Origin of the sequence: Chitinophaga fulva (assembly GCF_012927205.1) — a bacterium.
Taxonomy (GTDB): Bacteria; Bacteroidota; Bacteroidia; order Chitinophagales; family Chitinophagaceae; genus Chitinophaga; species Chitinophaga fulva.
Genome location: NZ_JABBGC010000002.1, coordinates 1692592 through 1712200, shown reverse-complemented (window position 1 = coordinate 1712200; position 19609 = coordinate 1692592). Strand labels below are relative to the sequence as shown.

Below are 19609 nucleotides of genomic sequence, written 5' to 3'. Positions count from 1 at the left end.
ATTTTGAAAGCAAGCTAAAAAAAGGGGCGACCATTACACTGGTCAGCCCCCAATAATGCTAAGCAACAAAGTTATGTTTACTGTCCTTTCCCGAAATCAGGAGCAGGTTTATCATACCAGACCCGTTGTGAACTCAGAGTGGGGAGGTCCTGCGCATTAGGAGTGAATCCCTGCTGCTGCATGGCGGCGGACCAGTTAGCCCTGTTCACTTCTCCGGGATCTATCAGCCAGAAGCGGCGTGGGATCAACTCGTTGAATGGTTCCCGGCCATAGTAGGCTGAACCGGTTTTAGGATACCCGGTACGTCTGCAAAATACATATGCTTCATTAGGCTGGCGGTACATACCCAGGAATTGCTGGATATAGATCCTTTCCAGGTTATTTACGCCGTTAAATTTCACCAGTGGATTTGCCAGGTAGTTATTGATCTCTGTTGTCCCGTCGCCGGAATAAGCAGTGGTGGAGCCTGCGGTCACGGCTATGGTATTCATCGTTTGTATCGAAGAGGTAACGCCCTTCTTGTACCAGTCTTCCGCACTGCCTTTGGTATCCACTCCGCCGGCATATCCTTTCTGGATAAACTCAGCTATGTAAAAACAGGTTTCAGCGTAGGTAACGGCTACATCCAGGAACTTACCGGTAGCCTGGTTTAGCTGAGGAGAGAAAAACCTGCGGTTGATAGGAGAGATCAGGGAGTATTTTGTGAACTGGCTTACGGGAAATGGGTTCCCGATAAAGGAGGCCACAACGGGATTGGTGGTCCAGTCGGCCGGTCCGCCCTGGTACATGATCAGCGGATCGTTCGGGTCAATAAAGGAAGGAAGTGATACATGATATTGGGCCAATGTATCTTTATAACTGCCCACCAGGTCATTTTTTTCGAAGTACACCGGCAACCGGGGATCATTGGTTTTTTTAAGGAAGTTCATAATAGAAGTACTGGCATACCGGCGGCTCCGGTAATCAATATCTCCCCCAGTCCCGAAAGGGACGTAGGTAGCATTTACATATTTGACTTGCGAATCATAGTCGCTGATGGGACCTGTAGCATCTTTCATGACCTCCTGGAATATAGCCTGGCATTTTGCCTTGTCTGCATTCTCTAACCTGGCAGCTATACGAAGTTTAAGTGTATTGGCCAGTTTAACCCATTTTACCCAGTCGCTTTGGTAAAAGATGTCGGATGGTCCATAACTGACTTGCGTTGTTAAAGAGTTATCTGCTAATACTTTGATAGCCTCATTCAGCTGTGTCAGCCAGTTGGTGAACAGGTTTGGCTGTTCGTCATAAACAGGGTTGTATTTGAAATCATACCGTCCTTTTATCGCTTCGCTGAAGGGAATGGACCCATTCATGTCTGTCACCTTGATACCATGCAGTACCATCAGTATGTTGGTCACTACCCTTATTTTCTGGTACCTGTCCTTGTCGGGCATAGCGTCCACCCGCCGCCGGATTTCATTCAGATTAGGCAGTATCTGCAGGTAGTAGTTATTATACCGCGTATTTACATTGTTGGTAATTTCGAACGGACTGGAGGTTATGTGTTGTGTAAAGCGCATCAGTTGTTCCATGCTTTCCCACACCCACTCGGTACCCTGGTAAGTAAAGATCTTATCTTCTGAATAGCTGAGCAGGTATTTTACATCTGGTGTAACTACCAGGCTTGGATCGGTATTGAGATCGCCGAAGTTTTTGGCGCAGGACCCGGCGCCCAACAGGGCCAGTGCCATGCAAACTTTTATATATCGGTGTTTTGTATTTTTCATGACCTTGTTTTTTGATGTTGTAATAAACCGTTCTTTAGAATCCTACCCTGATAGTACCCGCAATCGACCGGACCATAGGTAAAAATCCTTCTTCACCGGAATAAGCCGTGTTGTTGGAGTTGTTGGATGCAGGGTTATAGTTGTAGGGAAGACTGTTGTAGAGGTACAACAGGTCGCGGCCCACAACTGCCAGGCTCAGGTTATTCAGCATCAGTTTTTTACAGATATTGGCCGGGAACTGGTAAGCCAGTGATACCTGCCGCAATGATACCCAGGTGTTCTTCCTGATCCAGTAATCGGATACGCCTGTGGAAGAAGAGCCATAGCGGTAATAAAACTGCGGAGCATGTGTAGGCTCTACATATCCTTTTTCGTAAGCCTGTGCATAGCTCATGCCGCCAACATCCACCTGTGTGCCATTGGCCTGGGTTATCATCTGGCCTTTCGGGAATACGCCGTCCGGGATCAGGCCATCGTCGTAGGTCTGGCCATCGAATTTGCTGGTCCAGGTAATGCCGCCGGTTGCGGCATCCCTTCCTGCCAGTGTATTGGGAAATACGCCGGTGTGGGTGCCGTAGCGATAGGTGAGGAGCACGAAATCGCCCCCGACTTTGGCATCCAGCAATACATTCAGGGAAAAGCCTTTATAATGGAAGGTATTGCCCCATCCTGCCCTGAATTTGGCGTTGATATCACCTACATCCTGCCAGGTATTGCTGCGGGCCGGGAATGCTGCACGGGCATCAGAGCGCCAGGCCAGTACCGGTTTACCATTGTTGGGATCATCTACCGCGTTGCCATTGGCATCCCTGGCCTGGTATGGACTGGAATGAATGAGTGTGCGCAATGTGCCATATGATTTGCCTACTAAGGCCCAGGTGCTTATTTCACCGATATTGGCTCCCAGGTCATATTCTGTACGTCCGGGGTATAGTTCCTTGATAAGGTTCCGGTTGAAAGAATAATTGAGATTGGTATTCCATTCAAAATTCTTTGTTTTAACCGGTGTTCCGTCAATCATCAATTCAAGTCCCTTATTCTGGATATTGCCCGCATTGATGATAATACCTTCCTGTCCGCTTTCCGGAGGGGTGGATACATCCAGGATCTGGTTTTTCGTGTTATCCTGGTATACGGATATATCAAAACCAATCCTGTTGTCCAGGAAACGCATTTCGGCGCCCAGCTCTTTGGCTATTTTCCGTTGAGGTTTCAAATTAGGTTGTATCACCATAAACTTGCCGGTGAGTGGGTCGCGGTAGCGGCTATAGGTCGACATGGGAATATCAGTTCCATTAGAGGAGGTGAAGCCGTTAAAGGCGAATCCCGGGTTGATGGTGAACGGATCAGTATCACTACCCAGTGCTGCAATGTTTCCTCTCAGCTTTCCGTAACTGATCCAGGAGGGTAATTTAAAGGTTTCGGAAAACAGCCATGATAGGCTAACAGCCGGGTAGTTATAATAGTAGTTGCCGCCACCGCTGGTATAGGCCAGCGCAGAGGACCAGTCGCCCCGGAAGGTAGCTTGCAGGAACAGCTGGTTTTTCCAGGCCAGGTCGGCGCTGGCATAAATGGAGTTAAAAGCTTTCCTGGTTTTAAATCCTCCTTTGGGGTCCATTTTTTGCGCAGAATTGCCCAGGAAAAACTGCCCCGGGTAGTTCAGCCCGCCTACGGTTTCGCTGTAGTTAAAAGTGGTCTGGAAACGCTGGGTTTCGCCGCCTATGTAACCGCTCAGGTCCAGGTCTTTCATGAGGGTTTTATTGACCATCACCATCCATTTGAGGAAATAGCTTTCCTTGCTGGTGTGTCCAAGGCCATAAAGACCGCCTTTGAATTCCGGGTTTTGCCCCAGTTCCTTGTTTTCATTCTTTGTATACAGGTTATTCACGTTGCCTTCCAGTAACAGTTTAATCCAGGGCGTTATGGTAGCGGTGAGGGCTATACGTCCGCGGATGGTTTGTTCATTCTGCAAGTATTCGTTTTCGTATAAACTGAACCAGAAGCGGGATTCAGGCGCCTTATTGGGCTCGTTGGGGTCCGCCGGGTTGGGCGCTCCACCGAATACACTCGTATAGTGGGCTTTCTGCATCCAGTATTTCGTATCATAGTTACGGGGAAGGATCCACGTAAACAGCTTTCCAAAGTTAAAGGAAGCAAAGGCATCCAGTCCGCCGAGCCGGGGCGGGTTTTTACCCACAAAGTCGGTGTAGTTGGCGCTTACATCGGCACTGAGAAATTTATTGATGGTATGTGTCACCCGTACATCAAAGCTGTTTTTTAACAGGCTGTTTTTAGCTACAATACCCTGGCTTTGATCGCGGGTGTACGATACCCTGAAGGTAGATCTGTCGTTACCGCCATCCAGTGCAATATTGGTAGCAGAGCCATTTCCGTTCTGGAATGCATCCAGGAAATTATGGGGCTGGGCCACATATTTAGTGGGAGTACCATCGTAGTTCAGTACATCCTGCCCGGCAAAGCGGGGCCCCCAGTTTTCCAGCTCGCGTCCTATCTGCCTGTCGATATAAGGTTTGCCGGTAGCGGGATCGGTAGGAAATACCTTGGTCCTCCACTGTTCGTTCGGTTTGTAGTTCGGATCGCGGTTGTCGGTAAAGAAAGCACCTACAGTGCCGCCTCCGAAATCATTCTGAAAATCCGGGCCGGAGTAGGGCCGGAAGGTATTGAAGGTCTGGCTAACGTTAACGCCTATTCCTTTCCGTTCCCGTCCTTTTTTGCTGGTAATGAGGATAACGCCATTAATAGCCCTGGAGCCATACAAAGCTGCAGCAGAAGAGCCTTTCAGCACGGTTACGGACTCAAAGTCTTCCATGTTCAGGTTTTTCAGGTCGTTACCGAAGTCACGGCCGGTACCGTTGAAGGTGTTGTTTTCCACTATTACCCCATCTATCACGAAAATAGGCTGGTTATTGGTGCCCAGGGTGGAATTACCACGGATGACGATTTTTGAATTGCCGAAGAGCCCACCGGCGCCCTGGTCAATCTGCACCCCGGCCACCTTACCCTGTAAGGCATTTACCGGGTTTACCTCGTTGGTAACGGCGAGGTCGGCGCCTTTGATTTCAGTGGTGGCATACCCCACGCTTTTCTTCGTCTTCGTTACGCCGAGCGCGGTTACGACCACCTCTCCGAGTTGCTTGTTATCTTCCGTAACTGTTACATTCACAATACTTCTGCCGTTGATAGATACCTCCTGTTTAAGGAAACCAATGGCATTGAATATCAGGGTACCGCTACCGGGCGCGGTGATAATGTAATTACCCTGGGCATCCGTTACGGCCCCGGCTTTTGAATCCTTCAGCATAATGGATACGCCGGGAATGGGTTCACCCCTGACGGAGCTGACCTTCCCGATAATTTTGTTGTTTTGTGCAAATACCGTACTGCAGTAAAGTAACAGGTACAATACTATTGCTCCGGGCCTGCAGGCGTGTAAACATCTCCACATACGTTTGATTTTGATGGTTGATGATAAAAACTATAAGTGAAACTGATTTGCCTGCTACTGATTTACCGTGTTCAGAGGGATGGATTTACAGGCAATGTTTTAAGTATAGAAAAATTGACTGGTGAGGGATAACAATACACTGGAAGAAAGAACGAATTGTTATTTGCTTTCCGCTACAGATAAATTCGCCACAATAACTTTCCGATCCACCAGATATAACAACCGGCATCCATTAATGTTCTGTTCAGGGTTGAATTACAAAGTTGACGAATTCATTCACCAAACTGTGTACGGTGCCAGAGAAAAAATGTTCCGCGAGGGAGAATTACACGGATAACCAGAAGGACGTTTCTGTAAGCGATTGAAGATCAATCATTAGGTGAAGGATTTAATAGCCTGTGATCGTCTGGGACTGATAGTAAAGAGCACATAAACCGCAGGTAATGCCCCTGGCTTATGTGTCTTACGTATACATTACTTTTTGTAAAAATCATTTGAACTAATCGCCTTTTCATCTTTACCATGAATAGATGTAAAAACAGCCTTCCTTTCCCGGTAATTTTTCATGATTTCCTCCCAGGCAGCATCTTCCAGTCGATCATACTTTTCTTTACTATCTCTGTCCAGTAAAAAAGATCCTTTGGCTAAGCCAAATAATTCATTCAATAATTTTCTTAACTCCCTTGTAAATGCTTGTACCGGATTACATAAAGCGATCCTAACGGACAACGCTTTAATTTCAGTAGAAAAAGACAATAAATCTATCCAATAATCATCACCTTTTTTAACAAGGTATATTTGGTCATCGTGATGAACTACTTCATCAAAGTGAATCGCTTCGGTTATATCCTTTAATGTTTTGACCTTATCAAAGACAAATAAAAAATTCTTAGACTCCAGTCCCATAAAAATTATTGTTGATAGTCTTGGTATTATTCTTTAAATCCCATTCGCCATGCCCCCTGACTACATCTCTAAACGTTACAGGGTTAATAATCCCTTTAGCATAGTTAATGTTTTATTGAGTACGATCAGTCAGTTATCTGATAAAACCTGTATTGCCTTCATGATAAGTTCGTTAAAATGATTTTTTTAATCGATGGATATCGATTAATATTGTGTTTATGAACAAGCGTATTGATAGCAGAAAACTGGAGCGGATGGGTAAGGCTTTGGGAGATCCATGCCGTCTTAAAATAGTGGAAGCTATTAAAAAGAAGGATGATTGGATGGTGTGTATGGAGTTGATAGAAATGTTTAATCTCGCGCAATCCACCGTCTCCCACCATTTAAAGCAACTGGTGGATGCTGATTTGCTACACTTTGAAAAAGACGGGCGTAATACCAAATACAAAATCAATAAGGAGTCATTTGGCGAATATGCCTTTTATCTGAACAGTTTTTTATACTGATTTTTAAAAAACCATCCATCGGCGATTGATGTTTTTTTTCTTGTTAATTAATCGATAATTATAGATTGATCATCCAAAACATATCATTTTATGTCTAATTAATCGATATGTATCGATTGATTAGACGCGCTGAAAAAATAACAGACATTTTATGAAAACGACTGCTTTTACACTACCATGGGTGGTAGTGCTGCTATCTGCATGCTCATCCGGAGAGCAGACGGCTGCTTTGACAACGATACCTTCGCTGAAGGTGGTCCGGGTGGGTAGTGGCGCCACCACCATCCGCAACGAATATCCTGCCACCGTAGAAGGTGGGGCCGACGTGGAAATCAGACCCCAGGTAAACGGGGTCCTTGAAAAGATTTACGTGGACGAAGGCGCCTTTGTGGCGGCCGGACAGCTACTTTTTAAGATACAGGATTTCACCTACCGGGAACAACTGAATATGGCCAGCGCCGGGCTGCTGGCTGCCAGGGCCGCCCTGGCCAATACCCAACTGGAAATAGAGAAAATAACTCCGCTGGTACAAAATAAAGTGGTGTCCGACCAGCAACTCAAAACTGCCATAGCCAATCACGAGCTGGCCCTGGCCAGGGTAAAGGAGGCGGAAGCACAGGTGGCAGATGCCAGGATTAACCTGGGGCATACGCTCATCAGCGCACCGTTCAGCGGCTATATCGGGCGGCTGAATAAAAAAGCGGGCAGCCTGCTGACTGTTACTGATGCGGGGGAACTGACAACGTTATCGGATATACGACAGGTACATGTGTATTTCTCGCTGAGCGAAAGAGAGTTTGTGGCACTCAAACAACATCTTCCCGGCAGCAGCATAGAAGAAAAACTACGCAAAGCGCCACCCGTATACCTTACGCTGGCCGGTGGTGAAGAATATGCTTCATCGGGGCAGCTGGACATGGTCAATAGTGCTTTTAATAAAACTACCGGCGCCATCACTGTCAGGGCCAGCTTCCCCAATAATGAGCGGTTGTTGCGCTCCGGCAACACCGGAAAAATAAGGCTGCAGTTTACTGACCAACAGGCGCTTACTATTCCGCAGGCTGCCACACTGGAAGTTCAGGATAAAACTTTTGTTTTTGCAGTAGACGACAGCGGCAGGGTGCATAAACGGGCCATCACCATTTCCGGCACTGCCGGTAACCAATACCTCATCAGCCAGGGCCTGGACAAAGGCCATCGGATCGTGCTTGAAAACCTGGAAACCCTGCAGGAAGGAACGCATATCCAGCCGATAGTACAAATCCAATAGCTGTTTACCGCTGTAACATCCGTTTGTCAGGAACACACTGCATCCTGACAAGGCCCTTTATTGTCTTCAAAAAAATATAAGATGTTTAGAAAATTCATTGAAAGACCTGTGCTGGCCACAGTTGTTTCTATTCTCCTGGTGATACTGGGCGTAGTAGGGTTGAAAAGCCTGCCGATAGAGCGTTTCCCGGATATCGCCCCGCCTATGGTACAGGTGAAGGCCTATTACCCCGGAGCAAATGCCGGCACCTTGTTACGTTCGGTAGCGCCGCCACTGGAAGAAGCCATCAACGGTGTGGAAGATATGATCTATATGAGTTCATCTTCCAGCAATGACGGCACGCTTATCATTACCATCTATTTTAAACTGGGCACAGACCCCGATATGGCGGCTGTGAACGTGCAAAACAGAGTGGCCTCGGCTACCGGCTCGCTGCCACCGGAAGTAGTGCAGGCGGGCATCACCACCCGCAAGGCGCAGAACGGACTGGTGATGGTGCTCAACCTCTACGGCGATGAAAAAAATGGTTACGACCCCACCTTTATGACTAATTACGCCCAGATCAATATTATCCCGGAAATACGTCGTATAGCCGGTGTGGGTGAGGTAGACGTATATGGCAGCAACCACGACTATGCCATGAGAATATGGCTGAATCCCGTACAGATGGCGGCCTACGGCATTACGCCGCAGGAAGTGACTGCTGCTATCCAAAACAAAAACCTGGAAGCTGCGCCCGGCCGCCTGGGAGAAAACAGTCCCGTGGCCTTTGAATATGTGATCAGGTATAAGGGTAAATACAGCCGACCGGAAGAATATGAAAATATGGTCATCCGGTCCAACCCCGATGGTACCTTGCTGCGGTTAAAAGATATTGCCAAAGTGGTATTGGGCTCCTATACCTATGGCAGCTTTAATATGCTGAACGGTATCCCGGCCGGCGTTACAGACAGGCCTGCCATCACTTTCCGGGTATGGCAGCTTCCCGGTTCCAATGCTCGGGAGATACAGATACAGGTGGAAGAACTCATGCGAAAGGCTGAAAAGAAGTTCCCCGAAGGACTGCATCATCAAACATTATACTATACCAAAGAAATGCTGGACCAGTCGATAGACCAGGTGATACATACGCTGGTGGAGGCTTTTATACTGGTGTTTCTGGTGGTGTTCCTGTTTTTACAGGACTTCCGTTCTACGCTTATCCCTGCTATCGCTGTGCCCGTAGCTATTATCGGGACTTTCTTTTTTATGCTGGTGTTTGGGTTTTCCATCAACCTGTTGACGTTGTTTGCGCTGGTATTGGCTATCGGGATTGTTGTAGACGATGCCATCGTCGTGGTGGAAGCTATCCATGCAAAACTGGAACATGAAAGGCTGTCACCGCGCCAGGCTACTTTGTCAGCCATGCATGAAATTACAGGCGCTATCATTTCTATCACGCTGGTGATGGCGGCTGTCTTTCTGCCGGTAGGGTTCATGAAAGGCTCCGCAGGCGTGTTTTACCGCCAGTTTGCCTTTACGCTGGCCATCGCCATTTTTATTTCCGCAGTAAATGCGCTGACATTGAGTCCGGCGCTGAGTGCATTGTTTCTTAAAAGCACGCATACTAATGGGCAGGCTGCCACTTTTCAGCAACGTTTCTTCGCTGGTTTTAATACCGGGTTTGAAAGGCTGACCAACCGCTATGGACAAACATTACAGGGGCTGATAAAACATAAATGGACCAGTCTCACAGGGTTGCTGCTGGTGATTGTCAGCACACTGATACTGATGCGCAGAACACCTACGGGCTTTATTCCTTCGGAAGATATCGGCTTTTGCGTGGTGGCGGTGGACCTGCCTCCCGGCTCTTCCCTGCACAGAACAGAAGCGGTGCTGAAAGCCGTTTCAGATGCTATCCGCCCGATGGAATCGAGGAAAGTGTTTAACATCGTTTCGGGGGTCAATATCTTCACAGGTGCAACCAGCCCTTCTTCCGGCGCGGCTTTTTATGTACCTAAGAAAGATGGGGAACGAGGGCGCAACAACAATATCAATGGCATCATGGACGAGATCCGTCAACGTCTTAAAGCCGTAAAAGGGGCACAGTTTATTGTGTTTACGTTACCTACGGTAGCAGGATTTGGTGGGGTAGAAGGACTGGATTTTGTACTGCAGGACAGAACGGGTGGCTCCCTGGACAAATTTGGGGAAGTGTCTGCGAAATTCCTGGAAGCGCTTAATAAAAGAAAAGAGATCGCTATGGCCTTTACCTCTTTCCGTGCCGACTATCCCCAGCTGGAAATGCGAATAGACGAGGGGAAAGCAGCACAGTTGCAGGTAAGTGAGAAGGATATCCTGCAAACGATGCAGGCCTATTTCGGAAGTGTGCAGGTATCCGATTTCAACCGCTTTGGAAAATATTTCAGGGTGATGGTACAGGCAGGGAAAGAAGACCGTTCAGGGCCTGCCTCACTGGAAGGGATATACGTAAAAAATGCGCTACAGGAAATGGTGCCTATCCATTCGCTGGTGGACCTTCGGAAAGTGGTAGGCCCTGAAACCATCACCCGGTACAACCTTTTTAACAGCATTGGTGTGATCGCCATGCCCAGACCCGGTTATAGCACCGGTGATGCGATCAGGGCTGTGGATGAAGTCGCGCAGCAATTGCCCGCAGGCTTTGACTATGAATACTCCGGCGTGACCAAAGAAGAAATCGCGTCTGGCGGGCAGGCCGTAGGTGTTTTCCTGTTATCGCTGTTGTTTGTGTATTTCCTGCTGGCAGCCCAGTACAACAGTTATATAATGCCGCTGGCGGTGCTTTTGTCGGTGCCTGCCGGCGTGATCGGCGTGTTTGTGGCGATTGGGATGGCGGGCATTGATAACAATATTTATGTGCAGGTGGCTTTGATCATGCTGATTGGTTTGTTGGCTAAAAATGCTATCCTGATCGTGGAATATGCCGTACAGCGCCGGCTGGCGGGGCAGTCACTGGCATCGGCGGCCATACAGGCTGCACGGGTGAGGATACGGCCTATTATTATGACTTCTGTAGCCTTTATAGCGGGAATGATTCCGATGATGCGCGCTACCGGGCCTTCGGCCCAGGGCAACCATTCTATTAGCATCGGTGCTGCCGGCGGAATGCTGAGCGGTGTTGTGCTGGGGCTTTTCATCATCCCGGTATTGTTTGTGGTGTTCCGTTATCTGCATGAAAAAATCACACCGGCAGCACAGAAAGACAGGCACACATGGCAGCCAGAAATAGATAGGTAATGATGAAAGCGAAAGTTGATAGTATGCTTTGCTGTCAACTTTCGCTACTATTTATGCCTCCTCTCCGTTACCAGGGTATTTCTCCTGTTTCAGGATTATTTTCCTCACTAAAAAATTTTCCTGTTGGGCCATCATTGTCAATTAGCGCATATTTTACGATCCGTTTTCCGGCATCTTTAACAGTTCCGGGCCCACTATGTCCATTGAAATCTGTTTTTGTATATCCCGGGCAAACGGCATTTATTTTGAAGTTGGTATTTTTAAATTCGTATGCCAAAACAACAGTGTACATATTCAAGGCTGATTTTGAAGAAAGATATACAGCGCCTTTGTAGTCGTAGTATTTATAGGTTGGGTCGCTGTGCAGGGTAATTGAACCTTGACTTGAACTTACATTTACAATACGAGGCTCTGACGACTTTTTCAATAAATCAATAAATGCCTGTGTAACTCGCACCACGCCGTAAACATTTGTATCATAAGCTGCTTTAAACTGGTCAATAGTTGAGTCAAGTGCCGTTTGTGGGTAACCACCATAAATACCCGCATTATTTATAAGTATGTCCAGCACCTTTGTTTTTTTACCTATTTCTTTACGGGCTTTAATGACGGATTCGTCGTCTGTAATATCAAGCTGGATAGCTTCTACATTGTTTAATCCTTTTGCTTTTAATTTACCAACGGCTTCAACACCATTTTCTAAACTACGACTGCCGAGGTAAACATAAATTCCTTTTTGAGCAAGTTGCTGTGCCACTTCAAAGCCAATGCTTTTGTTAGCTCCTGTTACTAATGCAAATTTCATTTCCTGTATGAATTTTATGAAGCAAAAGTAGAGCGCTGAAAAATAGCGGAAATGGACAATTCATTTTATTTCCCCGACAAATCTTGCCTGGGCAAAAAATCACTTGCACTTTTTCCTGTACTTTTTTTGAAGAGCCTTGAAAAATAATCGGGGTCATTAAAGCCCAATTCATAGGCCAGTTCTTTGACAGAAGTATTGGAATAACGCAATTTTCTCTGAGCTTCCGCTATCAAACGGTTAATAAAATAATCTTTTGGCGATGTTCCGGAATATTCTTTTACAATCCGATATAAGCTGTTTGTAGATAAAGCTAATTTTTCTGCAATTGCGTTGATGGAAGGCTGCTCTGTAAGGTGTGTTTCCACGATCAATTTGAACTCGATGAACTTTGAAAGGTTAGCGTTTAAGATATTGACGGGTTCTCTGTTTTTGAAATAAGCGCTGTTTAATTCTGATAACAATGAGTTCAGATAAGCTAATATTATTTCAGTGTCGGTCTCGTATTTATCTAAGTAGAGTATCTGGTTCAAAATTCCAAAAACCTTTATTACTCTTTCTTTTGCGGCACTGTCAAAAGCTATGGTCTGTGCGTTTAAAGGGTTGACCAAAAAGGGAAATTGTTGTGGCAACAATGCCAATGTATTTTCATCAAACAGCAGCTTGAAATATTTAAGATCGTCTATTTTAGCGGGTGGCGTAAAAATTTGATTAGGCATTGCAAAAAGCAACTGCCCGTCAGTAAGCGTAAAGTCCTGTAGGTCTATGTTGTATGTAATTGAACCGCTTTCAATTAATACAATAAAATAAGAAGATAACCTACGAGGTTGCAGCAATTTTTCTTGAGTATCAACTGAAAGATAAGGATTGTCGTTTGAGCGAATCTTTATTCCCAGCTCATCATGCTGTGAGTCCTCATGTTTTCTTGTTTGTTCTTTCATGTTTGCTGGTTAAAATGTGAAGGTATATTAATTATATGAAAAATATATATATAGGTATATTGACCCCTTCAATGTACCAGGTACTTTCTGAGTAATTTACATTATTAATTTTAAAGCTAAAAAGATTCCATTGTGGGATAATCGGTGTATCCTGCTGCTCCTGTGTAGTAACTATTTTGATTGACAGGATTAAGCGGCGCATTGGCCTTAAACCGCTCTACCAGGTCGGGGTTGGCGATGTAAAGTTTTCCAAAGGATACCAGGTCGGCGATGTTCTTGTCTATAGCCTGGTTAGCGGTTTCCTTGTCAAAATCCCGGTTGACCATATAAGTGCCGCTGTAGAATTTTCGGTAGTAAGTAGCAGATGCTAACATCTGTTTCATCGGGTCATCTGTACTGTTTAAGGGAAAGCCGGCAATGTGCAGGTAAGCTAAATCGTAATCATTTAATAGCGTACACAAATACGTAAACAGCTCCTGCGTCTCATCATCTGTAGTGATGCCAAAAAGATTGTTCCAGTCGGGAGATAAACGAACAGCGATTTTTATGGAAGTGGCAATTTTCCTGATGCGATCAAGTACATCAAATAAAAACCGGGACCTGTTATCAATAGAGCCTCCATATTTGTCCGTTCGCTGATTGGCACATTTTGCAAAAAACTGGTGGAAAAGATAGCCGTTGGCAGCATGTAGCTCGATGCCATCAAATCCGGCATAGGAAGCATTTTGGGCAGCGTCGCAGAATTCCTGGATGGTACGTTCAATATCTTCCAAAGACATTTCCTTTGGTGTAACTGTTTGCGCATACCCACTTGCTGTATACACATGATCATTCGGGTTGATGGCCGAGGGCGCTAATGGTAGGTTATTCCCCAGCAGATCGGGGTGCGACATTCTGCCTACATGCCAGAGCTGGGCAAACATCACAGCGCCACGTTCATGCACGGCAGCGGTTACTTTTTTCCATCCTTCTATTTGGTCACTATGAAAAATCCCGGGAATGTTTAAGCCGCCTACCGCATTTGGGCTTACTGCTATTCCTTCCGAAATGATTAAACCGGCTGAAGCACGTTGCCTGTAGTATTCAACTGCCAAATCTGTTGGTACCCCTTTATTACCCGCCCTTGCCCGGGTCATGGGTGCCATCACCACGCGGTTTCTAAGCGTTAAATGAGCTGTCTTGTAGCCCGAAAATAATGATATCATGCCTTATTTTTTTCAAATTTAAATCCAGGTAAAACCCGAAAATTGGAAAAAACAGACATTCTCTTCAGGAAAGTTTCTCTTTAAAATATATATGGGGATTTATCCCGGAAAAGACTTTGAAATCATTGATAAAATGTGATTGATCAAAATAGCCGCTCTTATATGCAACGTCAGTAAGTGAGTGTGTTTTACTATGGCTGGACAGTCCGGACTCAAAGCGTACAATTCTTGCATACAGTTTCGGGTTTAATCCGGTAAGTGCTTTAAAACGCCGTGTGAACTGCTTTGGTGAAAGGAAAAATGCTTTTGCCAAATCGACAACCGTTACGTTTCCTTCGCATGCTTTGATACGGGAAATGGCCTTTATCATTAATTCGTCCTGCTGTACGTTAGTTGTTGAAAGGGAAGTGAAAAATTGGGTTACTAAATCAATACGTTCGTCTAAACCAGTGGCTGCGTCCATTTTGTCGATCAGCAGTTCGCTTCTTTTGCCAGCAGCAAGGGACAGCTCTAAGAATCTGTTGTTCAGATCTGCGGGAGAAAGTTTAAAAAAAGGGGCGATAGCGCCTGGCAGTAACGAAACACCAAAAAATTCATTGAAATGGCTGGCCGGAAAATACCCATAAGTCGTTCTTGCTCCCTGGATGGAAGAAGAAACCAAATGAGCGGAAGATGTCCCCTCACGCCGGAAAGTAAAGGTTAGTTCCATGTTCGTACCGGCCACAGCATGATAAACTGCGTCCTGCCGTCCATTTTCATTCCAGGTACCCGTCGAAAAATGGCTTATCAGGTCTTTTAATGCAGGCGGTGGTTTTATTACAGTATATCCCATGGCTAATCTGCTTGGATAGTGCTATCCAATATTTGGATTTTTGGTAAAGATATTCCTTTATGTACAGTTTGGGAACCCCATTTATGCAAAAACTAGCTTTGACAAGGTGTTTGATTTTTCCCCAGCATTTTTAACATCTTGGCATGGTCCACCAGTGCTTCCCAGAAAGTGGGCTTTACGTGGTAGGGGAGTCCGAACGCTTCTGTTATTTCTTTTACAATGGGTGCCAGTTTCTTGTAATGAATATGGCATATGTTTTTAAATAGATGATGTTCGATCTGGAAGTTCAGGCCTCCGATGTACCAGGAGAAAAACCGGCTATTCGGTGCAAAATTCGTGGTATTGGTCAGTTCATGGATAGCCCAGCTGTCTTTGATGAGGCGCTTGCCATTTTCAACTATCGGTTCCGGAAATGTAGCATCAGGCATAATATGAGATGGCTGAAAAATACATGCAAGGATAAAACCTGCTGTTAAATGCATAATTACAAATCCTGTCAATACAAAATACCAGGGTTGGCCAGAGAATAACAATGGTAAAACCAGCACATAGGCATAATAGAAGATCTTGTACAATGTAATATGAATAATGGCTTTCTTTAGGGATACCTTGTATTTAGCCAGGAGTTTTTGCTGTTCGTAACGAATGGCCTGCAGATAGTCTTTTGCAGTCATCCAGAATAAGGTCATGCACATATAAAAGAACCATGCGTACAGGTACTGATAACGATGAAACCAATACCATTGTTGCCTGGGAGAGAGGCGTAGGAGCACAATAGTGTCAATGTCTTCATCAAGCCCGTCTATATTGGTATAGGTATGATGAAGTAAATTATGTTGAATCTTCCAATTAACAGAATAACCACCGAGTACCTCAAGAATATGGCCTATTGAGGTATTTACTTTTTCATTAGGAGAGTAGGTTCCATGATTAGCATCATGCATAATGGAAGCGCCAATCCCCACCATGCCGCATCCCATCAGAAACCAGAATAACCAGAATAGCCAGATGTTACCTGAGCCTACGCTGCCAATTATTAACACATAAGGAACGCAGTAACAGAGCATCATGATCGTTGTTTTTCTCCACATACTGCCGTTAGCGTAAGGTGAACTGCCCGTTGCCTGGAAATAATCCTGGACCCTACCCGTTAATGTATCGATAAAACTGTTATTCCCCTTCGGAGCGAACCGGGTTATATTTAACTTTCGAATGCTCATATATCTTCTTTTGATTAAATATTAGATGGGTTTTTATGCTTAGGGGGCAGCAGTCTCTCCTAAAGGTCGGCTTTTCTTTGCAGCATCCTCCTTTTATTTTATGGTGGTTTGCAGAAGTGCAATGGTGGCACTTAAGTCTGCCGGAGCCCGGCTCGAGAAGTGTTTAGTCGGATTATTGGTGTACCTTAGTTGTCATCGTCTGGCTTTTGGAACTGCGCAATGCCCCTGAAGTTTTTATTGCTATAAAATCCCATCAGGCTATTTAATAAACTAAGATGCAACACTTTGAAGCAGTAATCCTGGTATTGGCTATTTTAGTGACATTATCCGCTGTTGCGGACAAAATAAAATTCCCATTTCCAATTCTGCTGGTAATTACCGGTGTGGTTTTAGGTGTCATACGGGGATTTCCGCTTCTTGTGTTGGATCCGGAGGTTGTTTTTCTGCTGTTTTTGCCACCATTGCTTTATGATGCGGCTTCCCATACTTCATGGCATGACTTCAGAGCTGAGATAGTGTCTATATCGACCCTGGCTATAGCATTGGTTTTTTTTACAACGATTACAGTCGCGCTTGCAGCTCATTATTATATACCCGGATTTAGCTGGCCGCTGGCCTTTGCCCTGGGAGCTATCGTGTCTCCCCCGGACGCAGTCGCGGCAGCTGGTATAACTAAAGGGTTAAGTCTTAATAAGCGGGTAACGACCATCATTGAAGGAGAAAGCCTTGTGAACGATGCCAGTGCCCTCATTGCCTATCGGTTTTCAATGATAGCGATCAGTACCGGATCATTTGTGTTTTGGCAAGCCGGACTGCAATTCACTTTGTTGGTGTGCGGCGGGATATTGTGTGGTATCATTACAGGATTCATTTTTGTGTGGATCCATAGAATGATTGTACATAATTCAATTGTTAGTACCAGCCTTACTTTGCTGACGCCTTTTATATCATATATTTTGGCAGAACAATTACATTTATCCGGTGTATTGGCAGTGGTTAGTACCAGTCTGTTTATTTCCTGGCGTTCACCACACCTGTTTTCCTATCAGACAAGAATACGGTCAAAGTCTGTATGGGATACCTTGATTTACATCTTAAACGGATTTATTTTTTTGCTTATTGGACAACAGCTGCCTGCTGTTCTGAAAGAACTTGAAAGAAACTCAATATCCTTAATAGTGTTGTATGGAGTTCTAATAAGTATGATTGTTATTGTAGTTCGGTTAATGTGGGTCTTTGCAACCGCGTACTCATACAACATACTCTGGAATAAAATTAAAACTACCGACACAAAGGAAGTAGGCAGCGAAAAGATAAACACCTGGAAAAATGTATTGATAGTGGCTTGGACAGGAACCAGGGGCATTGTATCTATGGCAACTGCACTTGCGTTGCCGTTAACGCTGGAAGGACGGCCTTTCCCTCAACGCTCCATGATCCTGTTTCTTACCTTTGTAGTTATTTTCATCACATTGGTCATTCAAGGCCTGTCACTTCCACTATTGATACGGATCATAGGTATTAAACCAACCGTTCTGATGGCAAAGGAGGAACAGAAGCTAAAATTGTTTGTTACGCAAAGTATCCTTTACTTTATCGAAAATGATTTCCCGATACACCTGGAAGGAAAAATAAAGCGCCAGGTAAAAGCTGTATACGAGGAAACGCTTGATCAGTTGCAAAAGCAGATAGAAAAGGAGAGTGAACCTGAATCGTGGAATGTCCATGAGAGTTCATGGTTACCAGTTCCTTTAGCCCCGATATTGGCATCGCAGATAGAAATCAGCAAATTTAGGCGTGAACTCCTGATCAGACTTCACAGAGAGGGAGCCTTTAATTATCAGGCTATCCGGAAACTGGAACAGGAACTGGATCACGATGATCTTAATCTTAATCAGATTTTGAGAAGAGCGGATGAATAGTCATCTGGTGATAGCCACCTTCTTTTGCGGCACAAGGTGCGCAGCCAATTATTCGGCTGTTGTTTTCTTAATGCTATCAGGTGTTGCGACAGACCGATGACTTTCACCCAACGACGGCTCACGGTAACTCCTCCCGATAGGAGACCTTATCCACGATCAGCCATTTCCCGTCTAACTTTATCAGGTTAAACCGATCAATGAACCGGAAGGTGGCAAAAGTCAATTGCACGTGGGCTGACCCGGTGTCTCCATCCCAGGTATATGAAAGGAGTTGGGGTTGGCATTCCTGTATTGTTGCCTGGGCTACCAGGTCCAGGTATTGTGGTAGTGCCCACTGAACCAACTTTCCCTCTATGACGGTCCTGATGTAGGCATCGGGGTGAAATGCCGCCCGGAGCCTTTCGATGTCTATTACCGGACGACCTTGAAGATAATCATTAAGCGTAAGCAGGATCAATTGCTTTTCCTCTTCTACATCGATTTTGCTTGATAGAGTTTCCATGATTTTTGCTAAAAAATTGTTTGTTTTTTTAAACTTTCCAAATGTACATTCGGTAACGCACCGATGATATACCATGTATGGTTTTGATGATACAAAGGTGTGACCTCAACCTGTTTTACCGGTTGGTCTTATCAAAGTAATAATTGTGAAATTCAAAGAATTGAGCCAGCCTTAGGTCGTACGCACCCGTAACATTCAGCGGTTAGCACTTCAAAGTTGACGAATTCATTCGCCAATCCATATACGACGCCGGAGAAAAAGTGTTCCGCGTTGGAGAATCATAGAAATGAGAAAATAATACCGGTTTATAACGGTTCAGATATATCGCTGGGAGAAGGATGGGTAAAGGATAGGTGAAGGATACTAAAAGGATACCACAACGATGCTACTGCAAAGGCATGTAAATCAATAAATAAGGACGCGAATGATAGCGGACGGCGAGGTGGGACTGATAGTATTTTGTGACAAACTGGTGTCGCTTCTCCAAAGTTACAAATAAGTTTTTTCTGTATTGATCGCTGGTTTCAAAATTGTCGAAAGAATCGCCAAAGATAATAAAGAATTTTTACGCTTTTTTCATTGTCATGCTACTACTGTAAACCCTATTTTAGGACCAGAAAAATTACACTGAAATCTCCATCCGTTAATCCAAATTTTTTTGTTCGGTTATGAATTTTATTTACCTTCATGCCGCAATTTTAGTGATAGACTAAATGCCTTGTTAGTGCCAATTCTGAAACCCGATTAAATCAGTATTAAAAACTGCGGAACCTTGTTTAAAAGCCCTGGGCTTATGAGAAACTCTACCATTTTGACATGATTTTAACAATGACCTGTTATTAGTTGACTTAAGAAGTCATGTGTGTTTAACAAAAAAATTTCAGGTTAGCTGCGGTCTTTGATGTATTGCTGAAGCAATACCAGGAACTTCATGCGATGATTTTATGATATCATACACCAGATACCAGACACAACGTGTTATGGCATGTATTTCCATGTTTATAATCAGC

At 44.9% G+C, this 19609-nt stretch carries 13 protein-coding genes; 4 read left to right on the top strand and 9 right to left on the bottom strand.

Annotated elements, in window-relative coordinates:
• Positions 1-77: 77 nt before the first annotated feature.
• From HHL17_RS23060 to HHL17_RS23050, 3 genes are all read right to left on the bottom strand, one after another.
• Positions 78-1769, bottom strand: a complete 1692-nt coding sequence (locus tag HHL17_RS23060; protein ID WP_169227134.1) for a SusD/RagB family nutrient-binding outer membrane lipoprotein — start codon at positions 1767-1769, stop codon at positions 78-80.
• A 34-nt stretch (positions 1770-1803) separates the two neighbouring features.
• On the bottom strand, positions 1804-5235 hold the full coding sequence (locus HHL17_RS23055) for a SusC/RagA family TonB-linked outer membrane protein (protein ID WP_169227133.1): 3432 nt from the start codon (positions 5233-5235) through the stop codon (positions 1804-1806).
• A gap of 474 nt (positions 5236-5709) precedes the next feature.
• Positions 5710-6141, bottom strand: a complete 432-nt coding sequence (locus HHL17_RS23050; protein WP_169227132.1) for a hypothetical protein — start codon at positions 6139-6141, stop codon at positions 5710-5712.
• A 218-nt stretch (positions 6142-6359) separates the two neighbouring features.
• Here HHL17_RS23050 and HHL17_RS23045 point away from each other — a divergent pair, with 218 nt between their 5' ends.
• The 3 genes from HHL17_RS23045 (at position 6360) to HHL17_RS23035 (ending at position 11175) form a co-directional block, all read left to right on the top strand.
• Positions 6360-6647, top strand: coding sequence for an ArsR/SmtB family transcription factor (locus HHL17_RS23045; protein WP_169227131.1), 288 nt, complete (start codon positions 6360-6362; stop codon positions 6645-6647).
• A gap of 151 nt (positions 6648-6798) precedes the next feature.
• Positions 6799-7917: an efflux RND transporter periplasmic adaptor subunit gene (locus HHL17_RS23040; protein WP_169227130.1), complete on the top strand. Its 1119-nt coding sequence runs from the start codon at positions 6799-6801 to the stop codon at positions 7915-7917.
• A gap of 81 nt (positions 7918-7998) precedes the next feature.
• Positions 7999-11175 carry an efflux RND transporter permease subunit gene (locus HHL17_RS23035; RefSeq protein WP_169227129.1) on the top strand — a complete coding sequence of 1059 codons (3177 nt, stop codon included), beginning with the start codon at positions 7999-8001 and terminating at the stop codon, positions 11173-11175.
• A gap of 67 nt (positions 11176-11242) precedes the next feature.
• Here the strand turns inward: HHL17_RS23035 and HHL17_RS23030 are convergent, their stop codons facing one another.
• From HHL17_RS23030 to HHL17_RS23010, 5 genes are all read right to left on the bottom strand, one after another.
• Positions 11243-11980, bottom strand: a complete 738-nt coding sequence (locus tag HHL17_RS23030; protein WP_169227128.1) for an SDR family oxidoreductase — start codon at positions 11978-11980, stop codon at positions 11243-11245.
• A gap of 65 nt (positions 11981-12045) precedes the next feature.
• The gene (locus HHL17_RS23025; protein WP_169227127.1) at positions 12046-12918 is read right to left on the bottom strand and encodes a helix-turn-helix domain-containing protein; all 873 of its coding nucleotides are present in this window, start codon (positions 12916-12918) and stop codon (positions 12046-12048) included.
• Between the two features lie 116 nt (positions 12919-13034).
• Positions 13035-14123: an alkene reductase gene (locus HHL17_RS23020; RefSeq protein ID WP_169227126.1), complete on the bottom strand. Its 1089-nt coding sequence runs from the start codon at positions 14121-14123 to the stop codon at positions 13035-13037.
• Between the two features lie 64 nt (positions 14124-14187).
• Positions 14188-14955 carry a helix-turn-helix domain-containing protein gene (locus HHL17_RS23015; RefSeq protein WP_169227125.1) on the bottom strand — a complete coding sequence of 256 codons (768 nt, stop codon included), beginning with the start codon at positions 14953-14955 and terminating at the stop codon, positions 14188-14190.
• A gap of 92 nt (positions 14956-15047) precedes the next feature.
• Positions 15048-16175 carry a fatty acid desaturase family protein gene (locus HHL17_RS23010; RefSeq protein ID WP_206156135.1) on the bottom strand — a complete coding sequence of 376 codons (1128 nt, stop codon included), beginning with the start codon at positions 16173-16175 and terminating at the stop codon, positions 15048-15050.
• A gap of 275 nt (positions 16176-16450) precedes the next feature.
• Between HHL17_RS23010 and HHL17_RS23005 the strand changes: the two genes are divergently transcribed.
• Positions 16451-18097, top strand: coding sequence for a Na+/H+ antiporter (locus HHL17_RS23005; protein ID WP_169227124.1), 1647 nt, complete (start codon positions 16451-16453; stop codon positions 18095-18097).
• 118 nt (positions 18098-18215) lie between these two features.
• Here HHL17_RS23005 and HHL17_RS23000 read toward each other — a convergent pair whose 3' ends face one another.
• Positions 18216-18599: a nuclear transport factor 2 family protein gene (locus HHL17_RS23000; RefSeq protein WP_169227123.1), complete on the bottom strand. Its 384-nt coding sequence runs from the start codon at positions 18597-18599 to the stop codon at positions 18216-18218.
• Positions 18600-19609 lie beyond the last annotated feature (1010 nt).